The organism is Diaphorobacter ruginosibacter, assembly GCF_040396215.1.
Lineage (GTDB): Bacteria > Pseudomonadota > Gammaproteobacteria > Burkholderiales > Burkholderiaceae_C > Diaphorobacter_A > Diaphorobacter_A ruginosibacter_A.
Genome location: NZ_JBEBOW010000096.1, coordinates 1 through 15,230, shown reverse-complemented (window position 1 = coordinate 15,230; position 15,230 = coordinate 1). Strand labels below are relative to the sequence as shown.

At 66.1% G+C, this 15,230-nt stretch carries 16 protein-coding genes and 1 tRNA gene; 12 read left to right on the top strand and 5 right to left on the bottom strand.

All coding sequences use genetic code 11. The annotated features are described in order from the left end of the window. Nucleotides 1–63: 63 nt before the first annotated feature. Nucleotides 64–1,455: a class II fumarate hydratase gene (gene fumC, locus ABWP92_RS12290; RefSeq protein WP_353235672.1), complete on the bottom strand. Its 1,392-nt coding sequence runs from the start codon at nt 1,453–1,455 to the stop codon at nt 64–66. 370 nt (nt 1,456–1,825) lie between these two features. Between fumC and ABWP92_RS12285 the strand changes: the two genes are divergently transcribed. The 6 genes from ABWP92_RS12285 (at nt 1,826) to murI (ending at nt 7,618) form a co-directional block, all read left to right on the top strand. Beyond that, nucleotides 1,826–3,379, top strand: a complete 1,554-nt coding sequence (locus tag ABWP92_RS12285; protein ID WP_353235671.1) for a fumarate hydratase — start codon at nt 1,826–1,828, stop codon at nt 3,377–3,379. A 54-nt stretch (nt 3,380–3,433) separates the two neighbouring features. Beyond that, nucleotides 3,434–4,903: an amidase gene (locus tag ABWP92_RS12280; protein ID WP_353235670.1), complete on the top strand. Its 1,470-nt coding sequence runs from the start codon at nt 3,434–3,436 to the stop codon at nt 4,901–4,903. Nucleotides 4,904–4,932: 29 nt separating this feature from the next. Continuing rightward, the gene (locus ABWP92_RS12275; RefSeq protein WP_353235669.1) at nt 4,933–5,529 is read left to right on the top strand and encodes a DUF938 domain-containing protein; all 597 of its coding nucleotides are present in this window, start codon (nt 4,933–4,935) and stop codon (nt 5,527–5,529) included. A 125-nt stretch (nt 5,530–5,654) separates the two neighbouring features. Then, nucleotides 5,655–6,212, top strand: coding sequence for an NADPH-dependent FMN reductase (locus ABWP92_RS12270; protein ID WP_353235668.1), 558 nt, complete (start codon nt 5,655–5,657; stop codon nt 6,210–6,212). A gap of 24 nt (nt 6,213–6,236) precedes the next feature. Beyond that, nucleotides 6,237–6,701: a GFA family protein gene (locus ABWP92_RS12265; protein WP_353235667.1), complete on the top strand. Its 465-nt coding sequence runs from the start codon at nt 6,237–6,239 to the stop codon at nt 6,699–6,701. A gap of 53 nt (nt 6,702–6,754) precedes the next feature. Next, nucleotides 6,755–7,618, top strand: a complete 864-nt coding sequence (gene murI, locus ABWP92_RS12260; protein WP_353235666.1) for a glutamate racemase — start codon at nt 6,755–6,757, stop codon at nt 7,616–7,618. A gap of 54 nt (nt 7,619–7,672) precedes the next feature. Here murI and ABWP92_RS12255 read toward each other — a convergent pair whose 3' ends face one another. From ABWP92_RS12255 to ABWP92_RS12245, 3 genes are all read right to left on the bottom strand, one after another. Further along, on the bottom strand, nt 7,673–8,224 hold the full coding sequence (locus tag ABWP92_RS12255; RefSeq protein WP_353235665.1) for a M48 metallopeptidase family protein: 552 nt from the start codon (nt 8,222–8,224) through the stop codon (nt 7,673–7,675). A gap of 52 nt (nt 8,225–8,276) precedes the next feature. After that, entirely contained in the window at nt 8,277–8,912 is a 636-nt protein-coding gene (locus ABWP92_RS12250) for a DUF6806 family protein (protein ID WP_353235664.1), read from the bottom strand. Nucleotides 8,913–8,924: 12 nt separating this feature from the next. Continuing rightward, nucleotides 8,925–9,016, bottom strand: a tRNA-Leu gene (locus tag ABWP92_RS12245). A gap of 436 nt (nt 9,017–9,452) precedes the next feature. Here ABWP92_RS12245 and ABWP92_RS12240 point away from each other — a divergent pair. The 4 genes from ABWP92_RS12240 to ABWP92_RS12225 are packed head-to-tail and all read left to right on the top strand — an operon-like array spanning nt 9,453 to nt 12,133. Then, nucleotides 9,453–10,013 (top strand): DUF2325 domain-containing protein, encoded by a 561-nt coding sequence (locus tag ABWP92_RS12240; RefSeq protein ID WP_353235663.1) that lies wholly within the window; start codon nt 9,453–9,455, stop codon nt 10,011–10,013. After that, nucleotides 10,010–10,501: a DUF2753 family protein gene (locus ABWP92_RS12235; RefSeq protein ID WP_353235662.1), complete on the top strand. Its 492-nt coding sequence runs from the start codon at nt 10,010–10,012 to the stop codon at nt 10,499–10,501. Before ABWP92_RS12240 ends, ABWP92_RS12235 begins: the two co-directional genes overlap by 4 nt. Nucleotides 10,502–10,560: 59 nt before the next feature. Further along, nucleotides 10,561–11,187 carry a superoxide dismutase gene (locus ABWP92_RS12230; RefSeq protein ID WP_353235661.1) on the top strand — a complete coding sequence of 209 codons (627 nt, stop codon included), beginning with the start codon at nt 10,561–10,563 and terminating at the stop codon, nt 11,185–11,187. Between the two features lie 37 nt (nt 11,188–11,224). After that, complete coding sequence (locus ABWP92_RS12225; protein ID WP_353235660.1) at nt 11,225–12,133, top strand: ZIP family metal transporter; 909 nt, start codon at nt 11,225–11,227, stop codon at nt 12,131–12,133. Between the two features lie 55 nt (nt 12,134–12,188). Here the strand turns inward: ABWP92_RS12225 and ptsJ are convergent, their stop codons facing one another. Continuing rightward, nucleotides 12,189–13,490 carry a MocR-like B6 salvage transcription factor PtsJ gene (gene ptsJ / locus ABWP92_RS12220; protein ID WP_353235659.1) on the bottom strand — a complete coding sequence of 434 codons (1,302 nt, stop codon included), beginning with the start codon at nt 13,488–13,490 and terminating at the stop codon, nt 12,189–12,191. A gap of 112 nt (nt 13,491–13,602) precedes the next feature. Here ptsJ and ABWP92_RS12215 point away from each other — a divergent pair, with 112 nt between their 5' ends. Both ABWP92_RS12215 and ABWP92_RS12210 read left to right on the top strand, forming a co-directional pair. Beyond that, nucleotides 13,603–14,418, top strand: a complete 816-nt coding sequence (locus ABWP92_RS12215) for a YggS family pyridoxal phosphate-dependent enzyme (RefSeq protein WP_353235658.1) — start codon at nt 13,603–13,605, stop codon at nt 14,416–14,418. A gap of 75 nt (nt 14,419–14,493) precedes the next feature. Continuing rightward, the coding region (locus ABWP92_RS12210; protein WP_353235657.1) for a dihydrodipicolinate synthase family protein at nt 14,494–15,230 on the top strand (737 nt) is incomplete at its 3' end.

The window sequence follows — 15,230 nt, the reverse complement described above, 5'->3', positions numbered from 1 at the left end:
ACAAGCCGGGCCGCCGGGCTGAAGTCATGGCCCGGCTGCTTGCTTAACCCGGGATGGATTGGACTATAGGTTGCCTACCATCTTCGAAGGCACCACCCATTGGTCGAACTGCTCGCCCGTCACGTGACCGCTGGCGATCGCTGCGTCGCGCAGGCTCGTGCCCTCCTTGTGCGCCTTCTTGGCGATGAAGGCCGCCTTGTCGTAGCCGATGTGGGTGTTGAGCGCCGTCACCAGCATGAGAGAGCGGCTCACCAGTTCGGCGATGCGTTCGCGGTCGGGCTCTATGCCGACGGCGCAGTGCTCGTCGAAGCTCACCATTCCGTCGGCGAGCAGGCGCACGCTTTGCAGGAAGTTGTGCGCCACCAGCGGGCGGAACACGTTGAGTTCGAAGTTGCCCGAAGCGCCGCCGAAGTTGATGGCCACGTCGTTGCCGAAGACCTGCGCGCACAGCATGGTCATGGCTTCGCACTGCGTGGGGTTGACCTTGCCGGGCATGATGGAGGAGCCGGGCTCGTTTTCCGGGATGGTGATCTCGCCCAGGCCGCTGCGCGGGCCGCTTGCGAGCCAGCGCACGTCGTTGGCGATCTTCATCAGGCTGGCGGCCAGTGTCTTGAGCGCGCCATGCGCGTGCACCAGGGCGTCGCAGCTGGCAAGCGATTCGAACTTGTTGGGCGACGTGACGAAGGGGTAGCCGGTGATGCTGGCAAGCTCGGCGGCCACGCCTTCGGCGTAGCCCTTGGGCGCGTTCAGCCCGGTGCCGACGGCGGTGCCGCCGAGCGCCAGTTCGTAGAGGTGCGCAAGCGCAGCCTTCACATGCTTTTCGCCATGCTCGAGTTGCGCGACCCAGCCCGAGATTTCCTGCCCCAGCGTGAGCGGCGTCGCATCCTGCAGGTGGGTGCGGCCGATCTTCACGACGTCGGCAAACGCCTCGCTCTTGGCCTTGAGCGTTCCGCGCAGCCGCCCGATGGCCGGCAGCAGGTGCGACTGGAGCGCCGTCACGGCCGCCACGTGCATGGCCGTGGGATAGACGTCGTTGCTCGACTGGCTCTTGTTCACGTCGTCGTTCGGGTGCACGAGGCGCGATTCTCCGCGCTCACCGCCGAGCAGTTCGCTCGCGCGGTTGGCCAGCACCTCGTTGACGTTCATGTTGGTCTGCGTGCCCGAGCCGGTTTGCCAGACCACGAGCGGGAACTCCTGCGGGTGCTTGCCGCCGATGACTTCATCGGCGGCGGCCACGATGGCGTCGGCCTTTTTCCCGTCGAGCAGGCCGAGCTTGCTGTTGACCGTGGCCGATGCCCTCTTCACCTGCGCGAGGGCGTGGATGATTTCGCGCGGTTGCTGCTCGCCGCTGATCTTGAAATTCTGGATCGAGCGCTGCGTCTGCGCGCCCCAGAGCCTGTCGCAGGGAACGTCGATGAAGCCGAAAGTGTCTTTCTCCTGCCGAACAGCAGTCATGTGAATACTCCTTGAGAGAACAAACAAAAGCGGTGCGCGTGGCTGGGAGGCGTCCAGGAAATGGACATGGCTGGTGCAAGCCGCAGGGGATTACCTGTTACTGCAAACATGCTAGCGCAAGTCGCAGAGACCACGCTGGAGCGACAGATTCTGCGGCGGGCCGCAATGCGCACGCGCGCCGCGCGGAGCCGCTCCCGGGCGCGGTTACCTCGGCGGTACAGCGCCGCTCATATTCCACGATACGGTAATTCCGGCAGTCATATAGAAGACTTCTCGGGTTTTCCCTGCACGGAAATCCGTCCAGCACCGATAATTGGCAGGTTTTTCCCGCGCCGCTAGAGCGCCTCTATAACCCCCGAGAAGCCTCACGATGACCACAACCATCCGCCAGCAGGACCTGATCGACTCGATCGCAGGTGCCCTCCAGTACATCAGCTACTATCACCCCGCTGACTACATCCAGCATCTGGCCCGCGCCTATGAGCGCGAGCAAAGCCCTGCGGCGAAGGATGCGATGGCGCAGATCCTCACCAACTCCAAGATGTCGGCCACGGGCCACCGCCCCATCTGCCAGGACACCGGCATCGTCAACGTGTTCCTGAAGATCGGCATGGACGTGAAGTGGGAAGGCTTCACCGGCGGCCTGGAAGACGCCATCAACGAAGGCGTGCGCCGTGGCTACAACCACCCCGACAACACGCTGCGCGCCTCGGTGGTCGCCGATCCGCAGTTCGCCCGCAAGAACACCAAGGACAACACGCCCGCCGTGATCAACGTGCAGATGGTTCCCGGCGACAAGCTGGACATCACCGTCGCAGCCAAGGGAGGCGGCTCGGAGAACAAGTCCAAGATGATCATGATGAACCCCAGCGACAACCTGGTCGACTGGGTCCTCAAGACCGTCCCCACCATGGGCGCGGGCTGGTGCCCGCCGGGCATGCTTGGCATCGGCATCGGCGGCACGGCGGAAAAGGCGGTCCTGCTCGCCAAGGAAAGCCTGATGGAAGACCTGAACATGTACGAGCTGCAGGCCAAGGCCGCGCGCGGCGAGAAGCTCGATCAGGTCGAGGAGCTGCGCCTTGAGCTCTACGAGAAGGTCAACGCGCTCGGCATCGGCGCCCAGGGCCTGGGCGGTCTGGCTACCGTCCTCGACATCAAGATCAAGATGTACCCCACGCATGCCGCCTCCAAGCCCGTGGCCATGATCCCCAACTGCGCCGCGACGCGCCACGCGCATTTCGTGATGGACGGCAGCGGCCCGGTGTACCTGGATGCGCCGTCGCTCGACCTCTGGCCCAGGATCGACTGGGAGCCGGACTACAACAAGTCGCGGAAGGTGGACCTCAACACGCTGACCAAGGAGGAGGTCGCCAGCTGGAAACCGGGCGACACCCTGCTGCTCAACGGCAAGATGCTCACCGGCCGCGACGCCGCGCACAAGCGCATCCAGGACATGCTGTCCAAGGGCGAGAAACTGCCCGTCGATTTCACCAACCGCGTGATCTACTACGTCGGCCCGGTCGATCCCGTGGGCGATGAAGCTGTCGGCCCCGCAGGCCCGACGACAGCCACGCGCATGGACAAGTTCACCGACATGATGCTGGAGCAGACCGGCCTCATCGCCATGATCGGCAAGGCCGAACGCGGCCCGGTGGCCATCGAGTCGATCAAGCAGCACAAGAGCGCCTATCTGATGGCCGTGGGCGGCGCCGCATACCTGGTCTCCAAGGCCATCAAGCAGGCCAGGGTCGTCGGCTTCGAAGACCTGGGCATGGAAGCCATCTACGAATTCGACGTGGTCGACATGCCCGTGACCGTCGCCGTCGACGCGGGCGGCACCAGCGCGCACGTCACCGGCCCGGCCGAGTGGAGCAAGCGCATTGCCTCGGGCGAGTTCAGGGGCATCGAGGTGGCCGCAGCCTGACGGCGCAGCCACCACGCGCCAGGCCGCTGGCGCTGCTCCGGATGACTGCTCCGAATGAACACAGGCCACCTTGCGGTGGCCTTTGTTTTTTACAGCGCACGCCTGACGCTCGCGGCAAGGCGCTGTACGATCCCACGCTGGCGCCGTTATCCAGCGCGCCGCGGCTCGTCGCGGGTGCTTTGCAGCGGCGGCCTGAATATCGAAGGCACGACCACCATGCAGACAAGCTCCGTACGGCGCACCGAGCAGACGCTCGCCGCCATCCAGGATGCCGGCGAAGAAGGCCGCCGCATCTTCACCCGCGTGTATGAACAGAGCGCGCTCGCGGCCGCCCGGGCCGCGGATGAGCGCGCGAAGAGCGGCATCCATCTGGGCCCGCTCGACGGACGCATCGTCTCCGTCAAGGATCTGTACGACATCGCCGCGGAGGTGACCACCGCGGGCTCCGCCGTGCTCAGGACCGCGGCGCCCGCGCAGCAGGATGCGGTGATCGTGCAGCGCCTGCGCCAGGCCGGCGCGGTGATCGTCGGAAAGACCAACATGACCGAATTCGCCTTCTCCGGCATCGGCATCAATCCGCACTTCGGCACACCCGGCAATGCGCATGACGCGGCGCGCATCCCCGGCGGCTCGTCATCCGGCGCGGGCATCGCGGTGGCGCGCGGCCTGTCCGAAATCTCGATCGGCTCCGACACCGGAGGTTCGGTGCGCATTCCGTCGGCGCTCAATGGCGTCACCGGCTTCAAGCCGACCCAGGCGCGCGTACCGCGCGATGGCGCTTTTCCACTGTCGTTCAGCCTGGACTGCGTCGGCCCGCTGGCGCGCAGCGTGCTCGACTGCGCGCAGGCCGATGCCGTGATGAGCGGCCAGCGGCATGCCGATCTGCCCCGGCGCGAAGTGCGCGGCCTGCGCGTGGGCATTCCACGCGGACTGTTGTTCACCCAGACCGACGCCACCGTCCAGAATGCATTCGAGCAGGTGGCCGCGGAGCTGTCCCGCGCTGGCTGCCGCGTGGACGACATGCAGCTCGACGACTGGTGCGCCGCGCCGTTCAGGCTGCAGGACAACGGCACGCTCACCGCCGCCGAGGCCGCGCACATCCATGCGCGGACACTGGCCGACAACCCGGACGCCATCGACCCGTTCGTGCTGGCGCGCATCCAGCGCGGTCAGGCCATTTCGGCGGCGCACTATGTGGGCCTGCAGCGTGAGCGCGCACGGCTGCAGCAATCCCTGGACGCCCGGATCACCGACTGCGATCTGCTGGTGTTGCCCACGGTCGCCATGGTGGCCCCGCGCATCGACAGCCTGGCGACGGCCGATGCGTTCAATCAGGCCAATCTGCTGGTGCTGCGCAACACATCGGTCTTCAACTTCTACGACCTGCCGGCCCTGTCGCTGCCTATCCGCACCGGCGTCGGCCATCTGCCGGTGGGCCTGATGGCGGTGGGACGGCGCGGCTGCGACAGAGAGCTGCTGGCGATCTGCGCCGCGCTGCAAAGCCAACTGGCAACACTGCAATAGACACCGGCCCCATCCACATGCAGATCGCCATGAACCCACCCTTCTCACAGGCCTGCGAGAACAACCAGGCGCCCATTCTGCAAGTGCTGCAGCGCCACTTCGCCAACCGCAGGCTGGTGCTGGAAATAGGCTCGGGCACGGGCCAGCACAGCGTGTACTTTGCGCCGCGCCTGCCGCACCTGGTCTGGCAGACCAGCGACCTTGCGGAAAATCATCCGGGCATCCTCGCCTGGCATTCCAGGCATCCAGCGCCCAACCTGCGCGCGCCGCTCGCCCTGGATCTGGCAACCAGCGGCTGGCCGCCGGGCGGCTTCGACGCGGCCTATACCAGCAACACCGCGCACATCGTCGCGTGGCCGCTGGTCGAACGCATGTTCGAACTGGCGGGAACCCATCTTCCGGCGAATGGCGTATTCGCCGTCTATGGACCATTCAACTACAACGGCGCATTCACCAGCGACGGCAACCGGGCCTTCGACGCCATGCTGCGCCAGCGCGACCCGGCCAGCGGCATCCGCAATGCCGAGGACGTCGTCTCGCTCGCACTCAGCCATTCGCTGCGGCTCATTGAGGACAATGCCATGCCCGCCAACAATCGCACGCTGGTTTTCATGAAGGAGCGCTGAACGCTGCCGCGGCGTTGCGCCTTCGGCTTCCTTGTGTCCTACACCGACGCGCCGCGATCGCGGCTATCGTCCGATCCATCCCCCGCAGCGAAATTCCTCAACCCGTTCCAAAGAGCAGATCCAGCATGAGCAAATCCCGTATCGGCGTCATCGTCGGCAGCAACAGCCAATCGTCCATCAACATGCAACTGGCCAGGGCACTGGTCAAACTGGTCGCGGACAAGGCGGATTTCGAATTCATCGACATCGGCCAGCTACCCTTGTACAACCGTGACCACGATGATGCGCTGCCTGCCTCCGTCATCGAATTCAAGGACAGGATCCGCAACAAGGACGGCATCCTCTTCGTGACGCCCGAGCACAACCGCTCGGTGCCCGCGCTGCTCAAGAATGCGCTGGACACCGGCAGCCGCCCTCCCAAGGACCGCGCGTGGAACGGCATCGCCGCCGGCGTGATCGGCACCTCAGGCGGCGGCCCCGCCACCTCGATGGCCCAGCAGCACCTGCGCAACATCCTGGTGTTTCTCGACATGCCCACCATGCAGCAGCCCGAAGGCTTCATCCAATGGAAGGACGGCCTGATCGACCAGGACGGCAGCATCGGCCCCGCAAGCCATCAGTTCCTCACCACATGGATGGAAAAATTCCTCGCCTGGGTCAGCCTGCACGCCAAGGCGGGGTAACCAGGAACCGGGCCGCGCACCGCCATGCCCAGCGGCAACCAAGCGCCCATCGGCTCGCACGCAACCCACACCGGCTCCTGCCTGTGCGGCGGCGTGAGATTTTCGATCCACGGCCCGCTCGCGCCGATTCAGATCTGCCATTGCAGCCAGTGCCGCAAGGCGCAGGGCGGGCCGCTGGCGGCCAACATCCCCGTGCCCGTCAATCAGATCGAGTGGATTTCCGGGCAAGAGCTGCTCAGGGAATTCGAATCCTCTCCCGGCAAGCTGCGCGCGTTCTGCGCTTCCTGCGGCTCGCCGGTCTACAGCCGGCGCGCCAGCCTCGCGGGCGTGCTGCGCATCCGCGCGGGGCTGCTGGACGAGCCGCTGGACGCGGGGCTTGCATTTCACCAGCATGTGCGATCACGCGCTTCATGGTGGCCGCTATGCGACGATGGCCTGCCAAGGCACGGCGCCGCTGCGGACCCGGGCCAAAAGCGGGACAATCGCTGATTGATTGATCAGCACCTCGCGTGCCGCACGAGAATTCGGGAGTTCATCCGGCCATGCCTCAACCTCATTGCACCTCACCCATCGGCGTGTTCGACAGCGGGATTGGAGGCCTGAGCGTGCTGCGGGAATTGCGCCGCGAACTGCCGCACGAAAACTTCGTCTACCTGGCCGATTCAGGCAATGCGCCCTATGGCGAGCGCGGCGATGAGTTCGTGGAACGGCGCACCCTCGCCATCGCCCGCTACCTGCAGGAAGAGCACCGAATCAAGGCCCTGGTCGTCGCCTGCAACACGGCCACCACGGCCGCCGTCGCGCAGCTGCGCGGCAGCTTTCCAGACCTGCCCGTCATCGGAGTGGAACCCGCCCTCAAGCCCGCGGCCAGCAGCAGCCAGACGCACCGCGTGGGCGTGATCGCCACGCGCGGCACCGTGCAAAGCGCGCGATTCGAACAACTGCGGCAGGCGTTTTCGGATGGAACGGAATTCCGCGCCCAGGCCTGCGACGGACTGGTAAGCGCCATCGAGCGCGGCGTGGAAGAAGAAGACCCCGCCAATGGCCCGTCAGCACAGGAGATCCGCAGGCTCTGCGCGCGCTATGCGGGCATGCTCGGCAGTTTCGGCGTACGCACCGGAGACATCGACACGCTGGTGCTGGGCTGCACGCACTATGTCTTCATCAAGGACGAACTGCGCAGGCTGCTGGGAGCCGACGTGCACATCATCGACACCGGAGCCCCGGTGGCGCGGCAGACGCGGCGCATCCTCGTGCAGCAAGGCACCCTGGCGGCAGAATCGGACCGCGACACGGGCTCCGGCCAGGTACATCTCTACACCACGGGCCGACTCCCCGCCCTGCAGGCCGCCGCCCGGCGATGGCTGGACCTGCCCGCAACCCATTGCTCGGCACTGCCGGCCTGAAATGCCCTCGCGGCGATGACACAAAGGCGGCAGCCCGCACTACTGCCAGCCGCTTCAGGCGTCGCCCCACAGCGGCTCGCCGCCATGGTCCAGGTGCGTGAGATACAGCCGCGTATCCAGCTCGAACTGGTGGTAATCGGGCTCCATGTGCGCGCATAGCTGGTAGAACGCCTTGTCGTGGTCCTTCTCGCGCAGATGCGCCAGCTCATGCACCACGATCATGCGCAGGAATTCTTCCGGCCCCTGGCGGAACAGCGTCGCCACGCGGATCTCGTGCTTGGCGGCAAGCCGGCCGCCCTGCACGCGCGACACGCTGGTGTGCAAGCCGAGCGCATGGTGCACGACATGGATCTTGTTGTCGAACAGCACCTTGCTGACGGTGCCCGCGTTGCGCAGGTAACGCTGTTTGAGCTCCTGCGCGTAGTCATACAGCGCCTTGTCGCTGCGCACGCCATGGGCGCCGCCGTACTTGCGGGCCAGGATTTCCCCAAGGCGCCCCTGCCCGAGCAACGCCCGCGCCTGCCCCTGCAATGCGGGCGAGTAGGCACGCAGATAAGGAAGATCGGCGCTCACCGCCGTCGCGCCGCGAATACGTGAGGAAGCCATGTGATCGCTGCCTTAAAAGCCGCCGGAGCCAACCGCCCCGGCCGCCTGCCGATCAGTGCAGATGACGCGGGCGGCGGCCGCCGCCATGCCCGCCATTGCCGCCACCCAGCCCGCGTGGCGGCTTGCCGATCTCCAGCGAATTCACCAGCGCATCAAAGCGCTGGTTGAACAGCTTGTCGATCTCCGCGACGACGCCGCCCAGCTCGGACGCATCGAAATGGCGCTCCATCATGTTGATCACGTCCTGCACCAGCAGATCGCGCTGCACCTGCATGATGGCTGCCGGAGTCGGGCCGACGAACAGCATGACGAAATCATCACGCGCCTCGGCGTCTTCATCGGGACCGTCGCCTTCCTCGTCGTCGAACTCGGCATCGTAGAACGTCACCTCGATGGCCGCGCCCTGCTCGGCCAGCTCGTTCAGGCCCATGCACATCTCGTCAAGCGACTGGCGGAAGTCCTCATCGCCGTGCACGGTCCAGCACATCTGCAGCAGATGCGTCTTCACGTCGTACTGGATGCCCGGCTCTTCCTCATAGGCGCTCGCTGCACCATCGGCCAGGGAACGCGCGCCCGCATATTTCCACAGCGGACGCAGCGCTTCCTGCAATTGCTCGAAACCGGCATCGCTGCGCAGTTGGACTTGTCCATGCACGTGGATTTCGAAGGGTGCGTTGTAATGTGACATATTGAATCTAGGTGGTGCCCCGAGCCGGGATCGAACCGGCACGCCCCTGTTAGGGAAGCGGCGGATTTTAAGTCCGCAGTGTCTACCAATTTCACCATCGGGGCGCCTGATACGTGGGGAGACCAGCTTACCGCATCGGTGCGGCCCCGGCCATGTATCACGGCATATGCATATAGGTGTCCCGACCGACATGGCCCCATTGCGGACGTGGCAATCGGGCATGCGGTCCTCCATCGGCAAAAAAGGGAAGCCTTTTGAGCTTCCCTTTTTGGAAATTGGAGCGGAAAACGGAACAGGCACCAGGCCACCAGTTCTTGTTTTCCAATCGGTTTCTCCACTGTGGAGTTCAGCGAAGTCTTTGATTATAGCTTTGTTCGCCGCATTCCTGGGTTGCGGCCGCAAGCCCACACAAATCAATACCGATATCCTGGTTATACAAATGATAATGAGTATCATTTAATATATTGATCGAACACTGGGCTCAGGAACTCCCCGCCAGGAGCGTCCTGCCCGGCCCAGGAGATTGAGAACGGGTGCGTGATGCCATACCTCGAAAAAGACGATTGTGAGCTGGTGCAGGAGCACGGTGTGCTCCTGCGTCACTATGGAGAAGCCCAGCGGCGGTGCTCGGCCCAGGCCCGGTGCCAGAGCCGCGAAATCGAGCGGCTGCAGGGGCAACTCATCATCGAGCGCGCCAAGGTCATCGTGCGCGACAGCCTGCTGGCCTGGGAGCGCGAAGACCGCGATGAGCTGCTGGACACGATCGCGGATCTGTCCGGCAGCGATGCCGGAGCCAGTCCGCAGGACATTCTGCCCACCCACATCCATGGCCTCTCGCAGACCGAAGCCAGCGTGCTGCGCGCGCCCCATGCCGACCCCGGATGGCTCGAACACAGCCTGCGCTGCGCCGATCTGGTGATCTGCCAGACCGGATGCGTGAGCCACGGCGCGTTCTGGCGCGTGGCGGATCACTGCAAGCGCACCGGCAAGGCCTGCGTGCTGGTGGAGCAGCCCGGCGCCCTGAACATCGTTCGCCTGCACCCCAGCGGCCAGACCGAACGGCTGGCCCCCGATCCCTTGTGCGAAAAGGATGCGCAATGACCCAATCCACCTCCCAAGGCGGCGCGCGCGATGCGCAGCCGCACCCCCTGCTCGACGAATGGATGCGGCTGACCCGCGAAGGCCTTGCGGCCAGCCAGGCCTGCTGCGCCCGGCATGCGCTGGTCTGGCACGTACGCGCCCTGCGGGCCGCGAATCAGTTGCTGGCATCCGGGGAGACGGACGTCTGCGACGACGACCGGATCGCCGCCTTCATCGTTGCGCACCTGAACATAGCGGACTGCTACGCCGACATGGACGATCCGCACAGCGCGGCCGAATGCCTGATCTGCGCCCACCACAAGCTGATGGCGCTGCTGCACGGCGACGAGATATCGGAGTCGTTGCAGATTGCCGCAAGCAGGCATCTGCAGCAAACCTATGCGGCCCTGTGCGAGCACCGCGCCGCGCATGGCGCGCATTCGCTCATCGACAAGGCGCTGAGCGAATGCCGGGCGCACATGCCCCAGCCCGGCGCCCTGTTGCATTGACGGCTTCATGGGCCGCCACAGTTTTTCATCCACTTCCCTGACGAACAGGAACGCCATCCATGCCCTATTCCCTTCCCAAGCTCGCCTATGCCTATGACGCGCTGGAGCCCCACATCGACGCGCAGACCATGGAGATTCATTACTCCAGGCACCACCAGACCTATGTGAACAACCTCAACGCGGCGCTCGAAGGAACGGAGTACGCGCAGTGGCCGATCGAAACCCTGATCGCCCATACCGAAGCCCTGCCCCAGAAGCTGCGCCTGCCGGTGCGCAACAACGGCGGCGGACACGCCAACCACAGCCTGTTCTGGGAGGTCATGTCGCCCCAGGGCGGAGGAGAGCCCGGCGCGGACCTGGCCCGCGCCATCGACGCCGATCTGGGCGGACTGGAGGCGTTCAAGTCCGAGTTCACGAAAGCCGCGCTCAGCCGCTTCGGCAGCGGATGGGCCTGGCTTACCGTCAACCCCCAGGGCAAGCTGGGCGTGGAAAGCACCGCCAATCAGGACAACCCGGCCATGCAGGGCATCGGCTCGGGCAACACCGCCATCCTGGGGCTCGACGTGTGGGAGCATGCCTACTACCTCAAGTACCAGAACCGCCGCCCCGAATACATCGCCGCGTTCTACAATGTGATCCACTGGCCGGAAGTGGCCCGCCGCCATGCGGCCGCGCTCAAACGCTGAGGCCTGCACGCCAGCGGCATCCATCTCCCAGGCACCCATGCCCATCAAAGACCCTTGCGCGCCGGCAGCAGTCCAGCCGCTGCGCATTCAGACCCTGATCGGACTGCTCATCTGCGCGGCCGGGCTGCTGGCCTTGTGCGTGCAGATCTGGAACATGCTCCAGCATCAGCCGCCAGTGCGCAGCGCCCTGCTGGGCGGCAGCATCGCGGCGCTGGCGACCGCGCTGGGGACGCTGCCGGTGCTGCTGGCCCAGCGGCCCTCCGAGCGCGTGCAGGACACGCTGTTCGGCTTCGGCGCGGGTGTGATGCTCGCGGCCAGCGCGTTCTCGCTGGTGATCCCCGGCCTGGACGCCGCCCGCTCCGCCGGCCTGCTGGGCGGCAGCGGCTGGGCCGCCGGCGGCATCGTGGGCATGGCCATCCTGACGGGTGGCGCGGCCCTGCTCGCCATGGACCATCTGCTGCCCCACGAGCACTTCATCAAGGGCCGCGAGGGCAGCGATGCCGGGCAGTTGCGGCGCACCTGGCTGTTCGTCTTCGCGATCATTCTGCACAACCTTCCCGAGGGCCTGGCCATCGGCGTCGGCTATGCGGGCAACGAGGGACTGCGCGCCAATGCGCTGGCGATCGGCATCGCCATTCAGGATGTGCCGGAGGGCTTCGTCGTCGCCACGGCATTGCTGGCCGCCGGGTACAGCCACCGCTTCGCCATCGCGCTCGGCGTCGCATCGGGCCTGGTCGAGCCGCTGGGCGCGGTGGCCGGCGCCGCCATCATCGGCCACTCGGCGCTGCTCCTGCCCTGGGGCCTGGGCTTCGCCGCCGGGGCCATGCTTTTCGTGATCAGCCACGAGATCATTCCCGAGTCCCATCGCAAGGGCCATGAAGCGTTCGCCACGGCCGGATTGCTGACGGGGTTCGTGCTGATGATGGTGCTGGATACGGCGCTGTGAAGCGGCATCCGCGCCATGCGTGAAGGCCCGCATGCGCCATGGGGCCGCAAGCGCTTCACCGGCGCAGCACGTCATGAAGCGCTCGCGCGAATGCCTGCGCCGTTTCCTCATCCATGGTCGAAATCGTCACGCGCAGACCGTGGGCCGGCATCTGCACGCCGAACGGCTCCCCGCCGCGCACCATCCAGCCGCGCCGCGCCAAAGCCAGCACCACGGGCTGGCTGTCCTCCTCCAACGGCAACCACAGGTTCAGGCCATCGGCAGGCATCGCAACGGCGATCCCCTGTTCAGCCAGCGCCGCCGCCAGGATTTCCCTGGCGCGTGCATAGCCCTCGCGGGCTCGATCGATCTGCGCGGACACGTCGGCCGAAGACAGGCACATACCCACGGCATCCTGCAAGAGATGGCTGACCCAGTTGGTTCCCGGCGCCAGGCGCAGGCGCAGCCTCCGCGAGGTCTGCTCGTCAGTGGCGACGAAAGCCAGGCGTAAGTCCGGCCCGAACATCTTGGAGACGGAACGAATCAGCGCCCATCGGCGAGCCCTGGGGGGAATGACATCGTGGTATTCGGTGACCGCCAGGCGCGAGAAGTGGTCATCGGCAATGACCAGCACATGCGGGTAACGGGCCAGCACCGCACGGATTTTCCGCGCCCGCGTGCGGCCGAGGCTGCAGCCGGTCGGATTGTGCGCGCGCGGCGTGATGATGACCGCCTGCGCCCCCTGCTCCAGGGCCTGCTCCAGCGCCTCGGCCAGCATCCCCTGCGCATCCACGGGAACGCCCACGGCCTGAAGACCGGCGATGCGCAGCGCATTCACGCTGCTGACGAAACACGGATCTTCCACAGCCACCTTGTCCCCCGCCACCAGATATGCCACCAGCAGCCGCTCGAGCGCATCGACCGAGCCATGCGTCAGGTTGAGCGCGAAGTCATCGGGGCAGTCCCCCTTCAACCATCGACGGCCCGCGATTTCCAGCTCCGGATCGATGGGAGGCTCGCCATAGAGATGCGTGCGATAGGTTGTTCGGGCCCGTGCCGCGCCAACGTCGGGGAGCCACGCTGCGTTGGGATTGCCGCTGCCCAGATCGGCCAGGGGTGAACCCGGCAACGAGCCTTCCTGCTCGCCCGCGTCCGGCTGCTCGCGGATGACCGTGCCCAGCCGGCCTTGCGTCACGGCGATCCCCGCTGCCGCAAGCCGCTTGTAGGCCATCGACACGGTATTGCGATTGACGCCCAGCCTGGCGGCCAGATCGCGCACCGTCGGCAGGTCCCGGCCCGGCGCCAACGCGGCGGTCTGCGCCAGCATGCGGATGCTGTCAAAGATTTCCGCCGCCGTTCTTCCAGTAATTTTCTCCATGACGATCTATGCCATGATACAGTTTGGCATAGGACAATTATAATCCAAGACAATGGCCCGGGCCTCCCGCCCTCTTTCCCCGCCATTGACGTCAGACATCGAGGCTCGCGCCATGAACGCTGGAATCTCCCCGCAAACCACCACCTTGCATGGGCAGCACGGCCGCTGGCCCGAGGCCGCGTCCCTGGAGGACTTTCGCCGCAACCTCGCGGCGGTTCGGGCGCGCATGGCGGCGGCATGCGCGCGTGCCGGGCGGGCTCCCGCCAGCGTGCGCCTGCTGCCCGTGAGCAAGACCAAGGAAGAGGCGAGCATCCGCCTGGCTTACGCCGCCGGCTGCCGCCAGTTCGGCGAAAACAAGCCGCAGGAGGCCTTTGCAAAGTGGGAAGCGATGGCGGATCTTGCCGATCTGCAATGGTCGGTGATCGGCCACCTGCAGACCAACAAAGCCAGGCTGGTGGCGCGTTTCGCCACCGAGTTCCAGGCGCTGGACAGCCTGCGCGTCGCCCAGGCGCTGGAGCGCCGCCTGCAGGCCGAAGGCCGCGGGCTGGATGTGTTCGTGCAGGTCAATACATCGGGCGAAGCCAGCAAGTACGGACTGCATCCCGATGCAGTGCCGGCATTCCTGCGCGAGCTGCCCGCCTTTTCCGCACTGCGCGTGCGCGGGCTGATGACGCTGGCGCTGTTCTCGGCCGAGGCCGAGCGGGTGCGCGCGTGCTTCATTCTTCTGCGCGACCTGCGTGACCGGCTGCGCCAGGATGCGCCGGACGGCATCTGCCTGGACGAGTTGTCGATGGGCATGTCCGGCGACTACGAAATCGCCATCGAGGAAGGCGCGACGGTGGTGCGCGTCGGCCAGGCGATCTTCGGCGCGCGGCCTACGCCCGATGCCCATTACTGGCCATCATCCGGCGGCGACGCGTCTGACTGAACAACCCGCCCGCCAGCCATTTCATACGGAGAAAAAACCATGTTTTCGGGCTTGAGCGCATTTCCGCTGACCCCAATGAACGAGACAGCCATCGACGAAGCGGCGTTCGCGCGGCTGGTCGAGCGCCTGGCCGCCGCCGGCGTCGACTCCATCGGCGCACTGGGATCGACCGGCAGCTATGCCTACCTCAGCCGCGCCGAGCGATCGCGCATCGCGCAGCTCGCCGTCCGCCATGCGGGCGACGTGCCGGTGATCGTGGGCATCGGCGCGCTGCGCACGCGCGACGTGCTGGATCTGGCGCAGGACGCGCAAAAGGCCGGTGCGAGCGGCGTGCTGCTGGCCCCGATGTCCTACCAGAAGCTCTCCGGCGACGAAGTGTTCGGTCTCTTTGAAGCCGTGTCCCGCTCGCTCTCGGTGCCGCTGTGCGTGTACGACAACCCCGGCACCACGCATTTCGAGTTCAGCGACGAGCTGCATGGCCGCATCGCGCAGCTTCCTCACGTCGCCTCGATCAAGATTCCAGGTGTTCCGGCCGATCCCGCCGCGGCACGCGCCCGGGTCGAACGGCTGCGCGCCCTGATTCCCGCGCATGTGACGATCGGCGTCAGCGGCGATGCCTGCGCCGCCACCGGCCTGAACGCGGGCTGCGAAGCATGGTACTCGGTGATCGGCGGCCTGTTCCCGCGAACGGCCCTGGCCATCATGCGCGCCGCCCGGTCCGCAGACGCGCAGGACGCCACGCGGCTGTCCGAGCGGCTGGAACCCCTGTGGGCGTTGTTCCGCAAGCATGGCGGAAGCCTGCGCGTCATCGC

Coding starts and splice junctions, on each gene's coding strand:
- murI (WP_353235666.1), top strand. CDS start 6,755: ATGCCTCAACCTCATTGCACCTCACCCATCGGCGTGTTCGACAGCGGG.
- fumC (WP_353235672.1), bottom strand. CDS start 1,455: ATGACTGCTGTTCGGCAGGAGAAAGACACTTTCGGCTTCATCGACGTT.
- ABWP92_RS12275 (WP_353235669.1), top strand. CDS start 4,933: ATGAACCCACCCTTCTCACAGGCCTGCGAGAACAACCAGGCGCCCATT.
- ABWP92_RS12250 (WP_353235664.1), bottom strand. CDS start 8,912: ATGTCACATTACAACGCACCCTTCGAAATCCACGTGCATGGACAAGTC.
- ABWP92_RS12230 (WP_353235661.1), top strand. CDS start 10,561: ATGCCCTATTCCCTTCCCAAGCTCGCCTATGCCTATGACGCGCTGGAG.
- ABWP92_RS12285 (WP_353235671.1), top strand. CDS start 1,826: ATGACCACAACCATCCGCCAGCAGGACCTGATCGACTCGATCGCAGGT.
- ptsJ (WP_353235659.1), bottom strand. CDS start 13,490: ATGGAGAAAATTACTGGAAGAACGGCGGCGGAAATCTTTGACAGCATC.
- ABWP92_RS12235 (WP_353235662.1), top strand. CDS start 10,010: ATGACCCAATCCACCTCCCAAGGCGGCGCGCGCGATGCGCAGCCGCAC.
- ABWP92_RS12270 (WP_353235668.1), top strand. CDS start 5,655: ATGAGCAAATCCCGTATCGGCGTCATCGTCGGCAGCAACAGCCAATCG.
- ABWP92_RS12240 (WP_353235663.1), top strand. CDS start 9,453: ATGCCATACCTCGAAAAAGACGATTGTGAGCTGGTGCAGGAGCACGGT.
- ABWP92_RS12255 (WP_353235665.1), bottom strand. CDS start 8,224: ATGGCTTCCTCACGTATTCGCGGCGCGACGGCGGTGAGCGCCGATCTT.
- ABWP92_RS12265 (WP_353235667.1), top strand. CDS start 6,237: ATGCCCAGCGGCAACCAAGCGCCCATCGGCTCGCACGCAACCCACACC.
- ABWP92_RS12215 (WP_353235658.1), top strand. CDS start 13,603: ATGAACGCTGGAATCTCCCCGCAAACCACCACCTTGCATGGGCAGCAC.
- ABWP92_RS12225 (WP_353235660.1), top strand. CDS start 11,225: ATGCCCATCAAAGACCCTTGCGCGCCGGCAGCAGTCCAGCCGCTGCGC.
- ABWP92_RS12280 (WP_353235670.1), top strand. CDS start 3,434: ATGAACACAGGCCACCTTGCGGTGGCCTTTGTTTTTTACAGCGCACGC.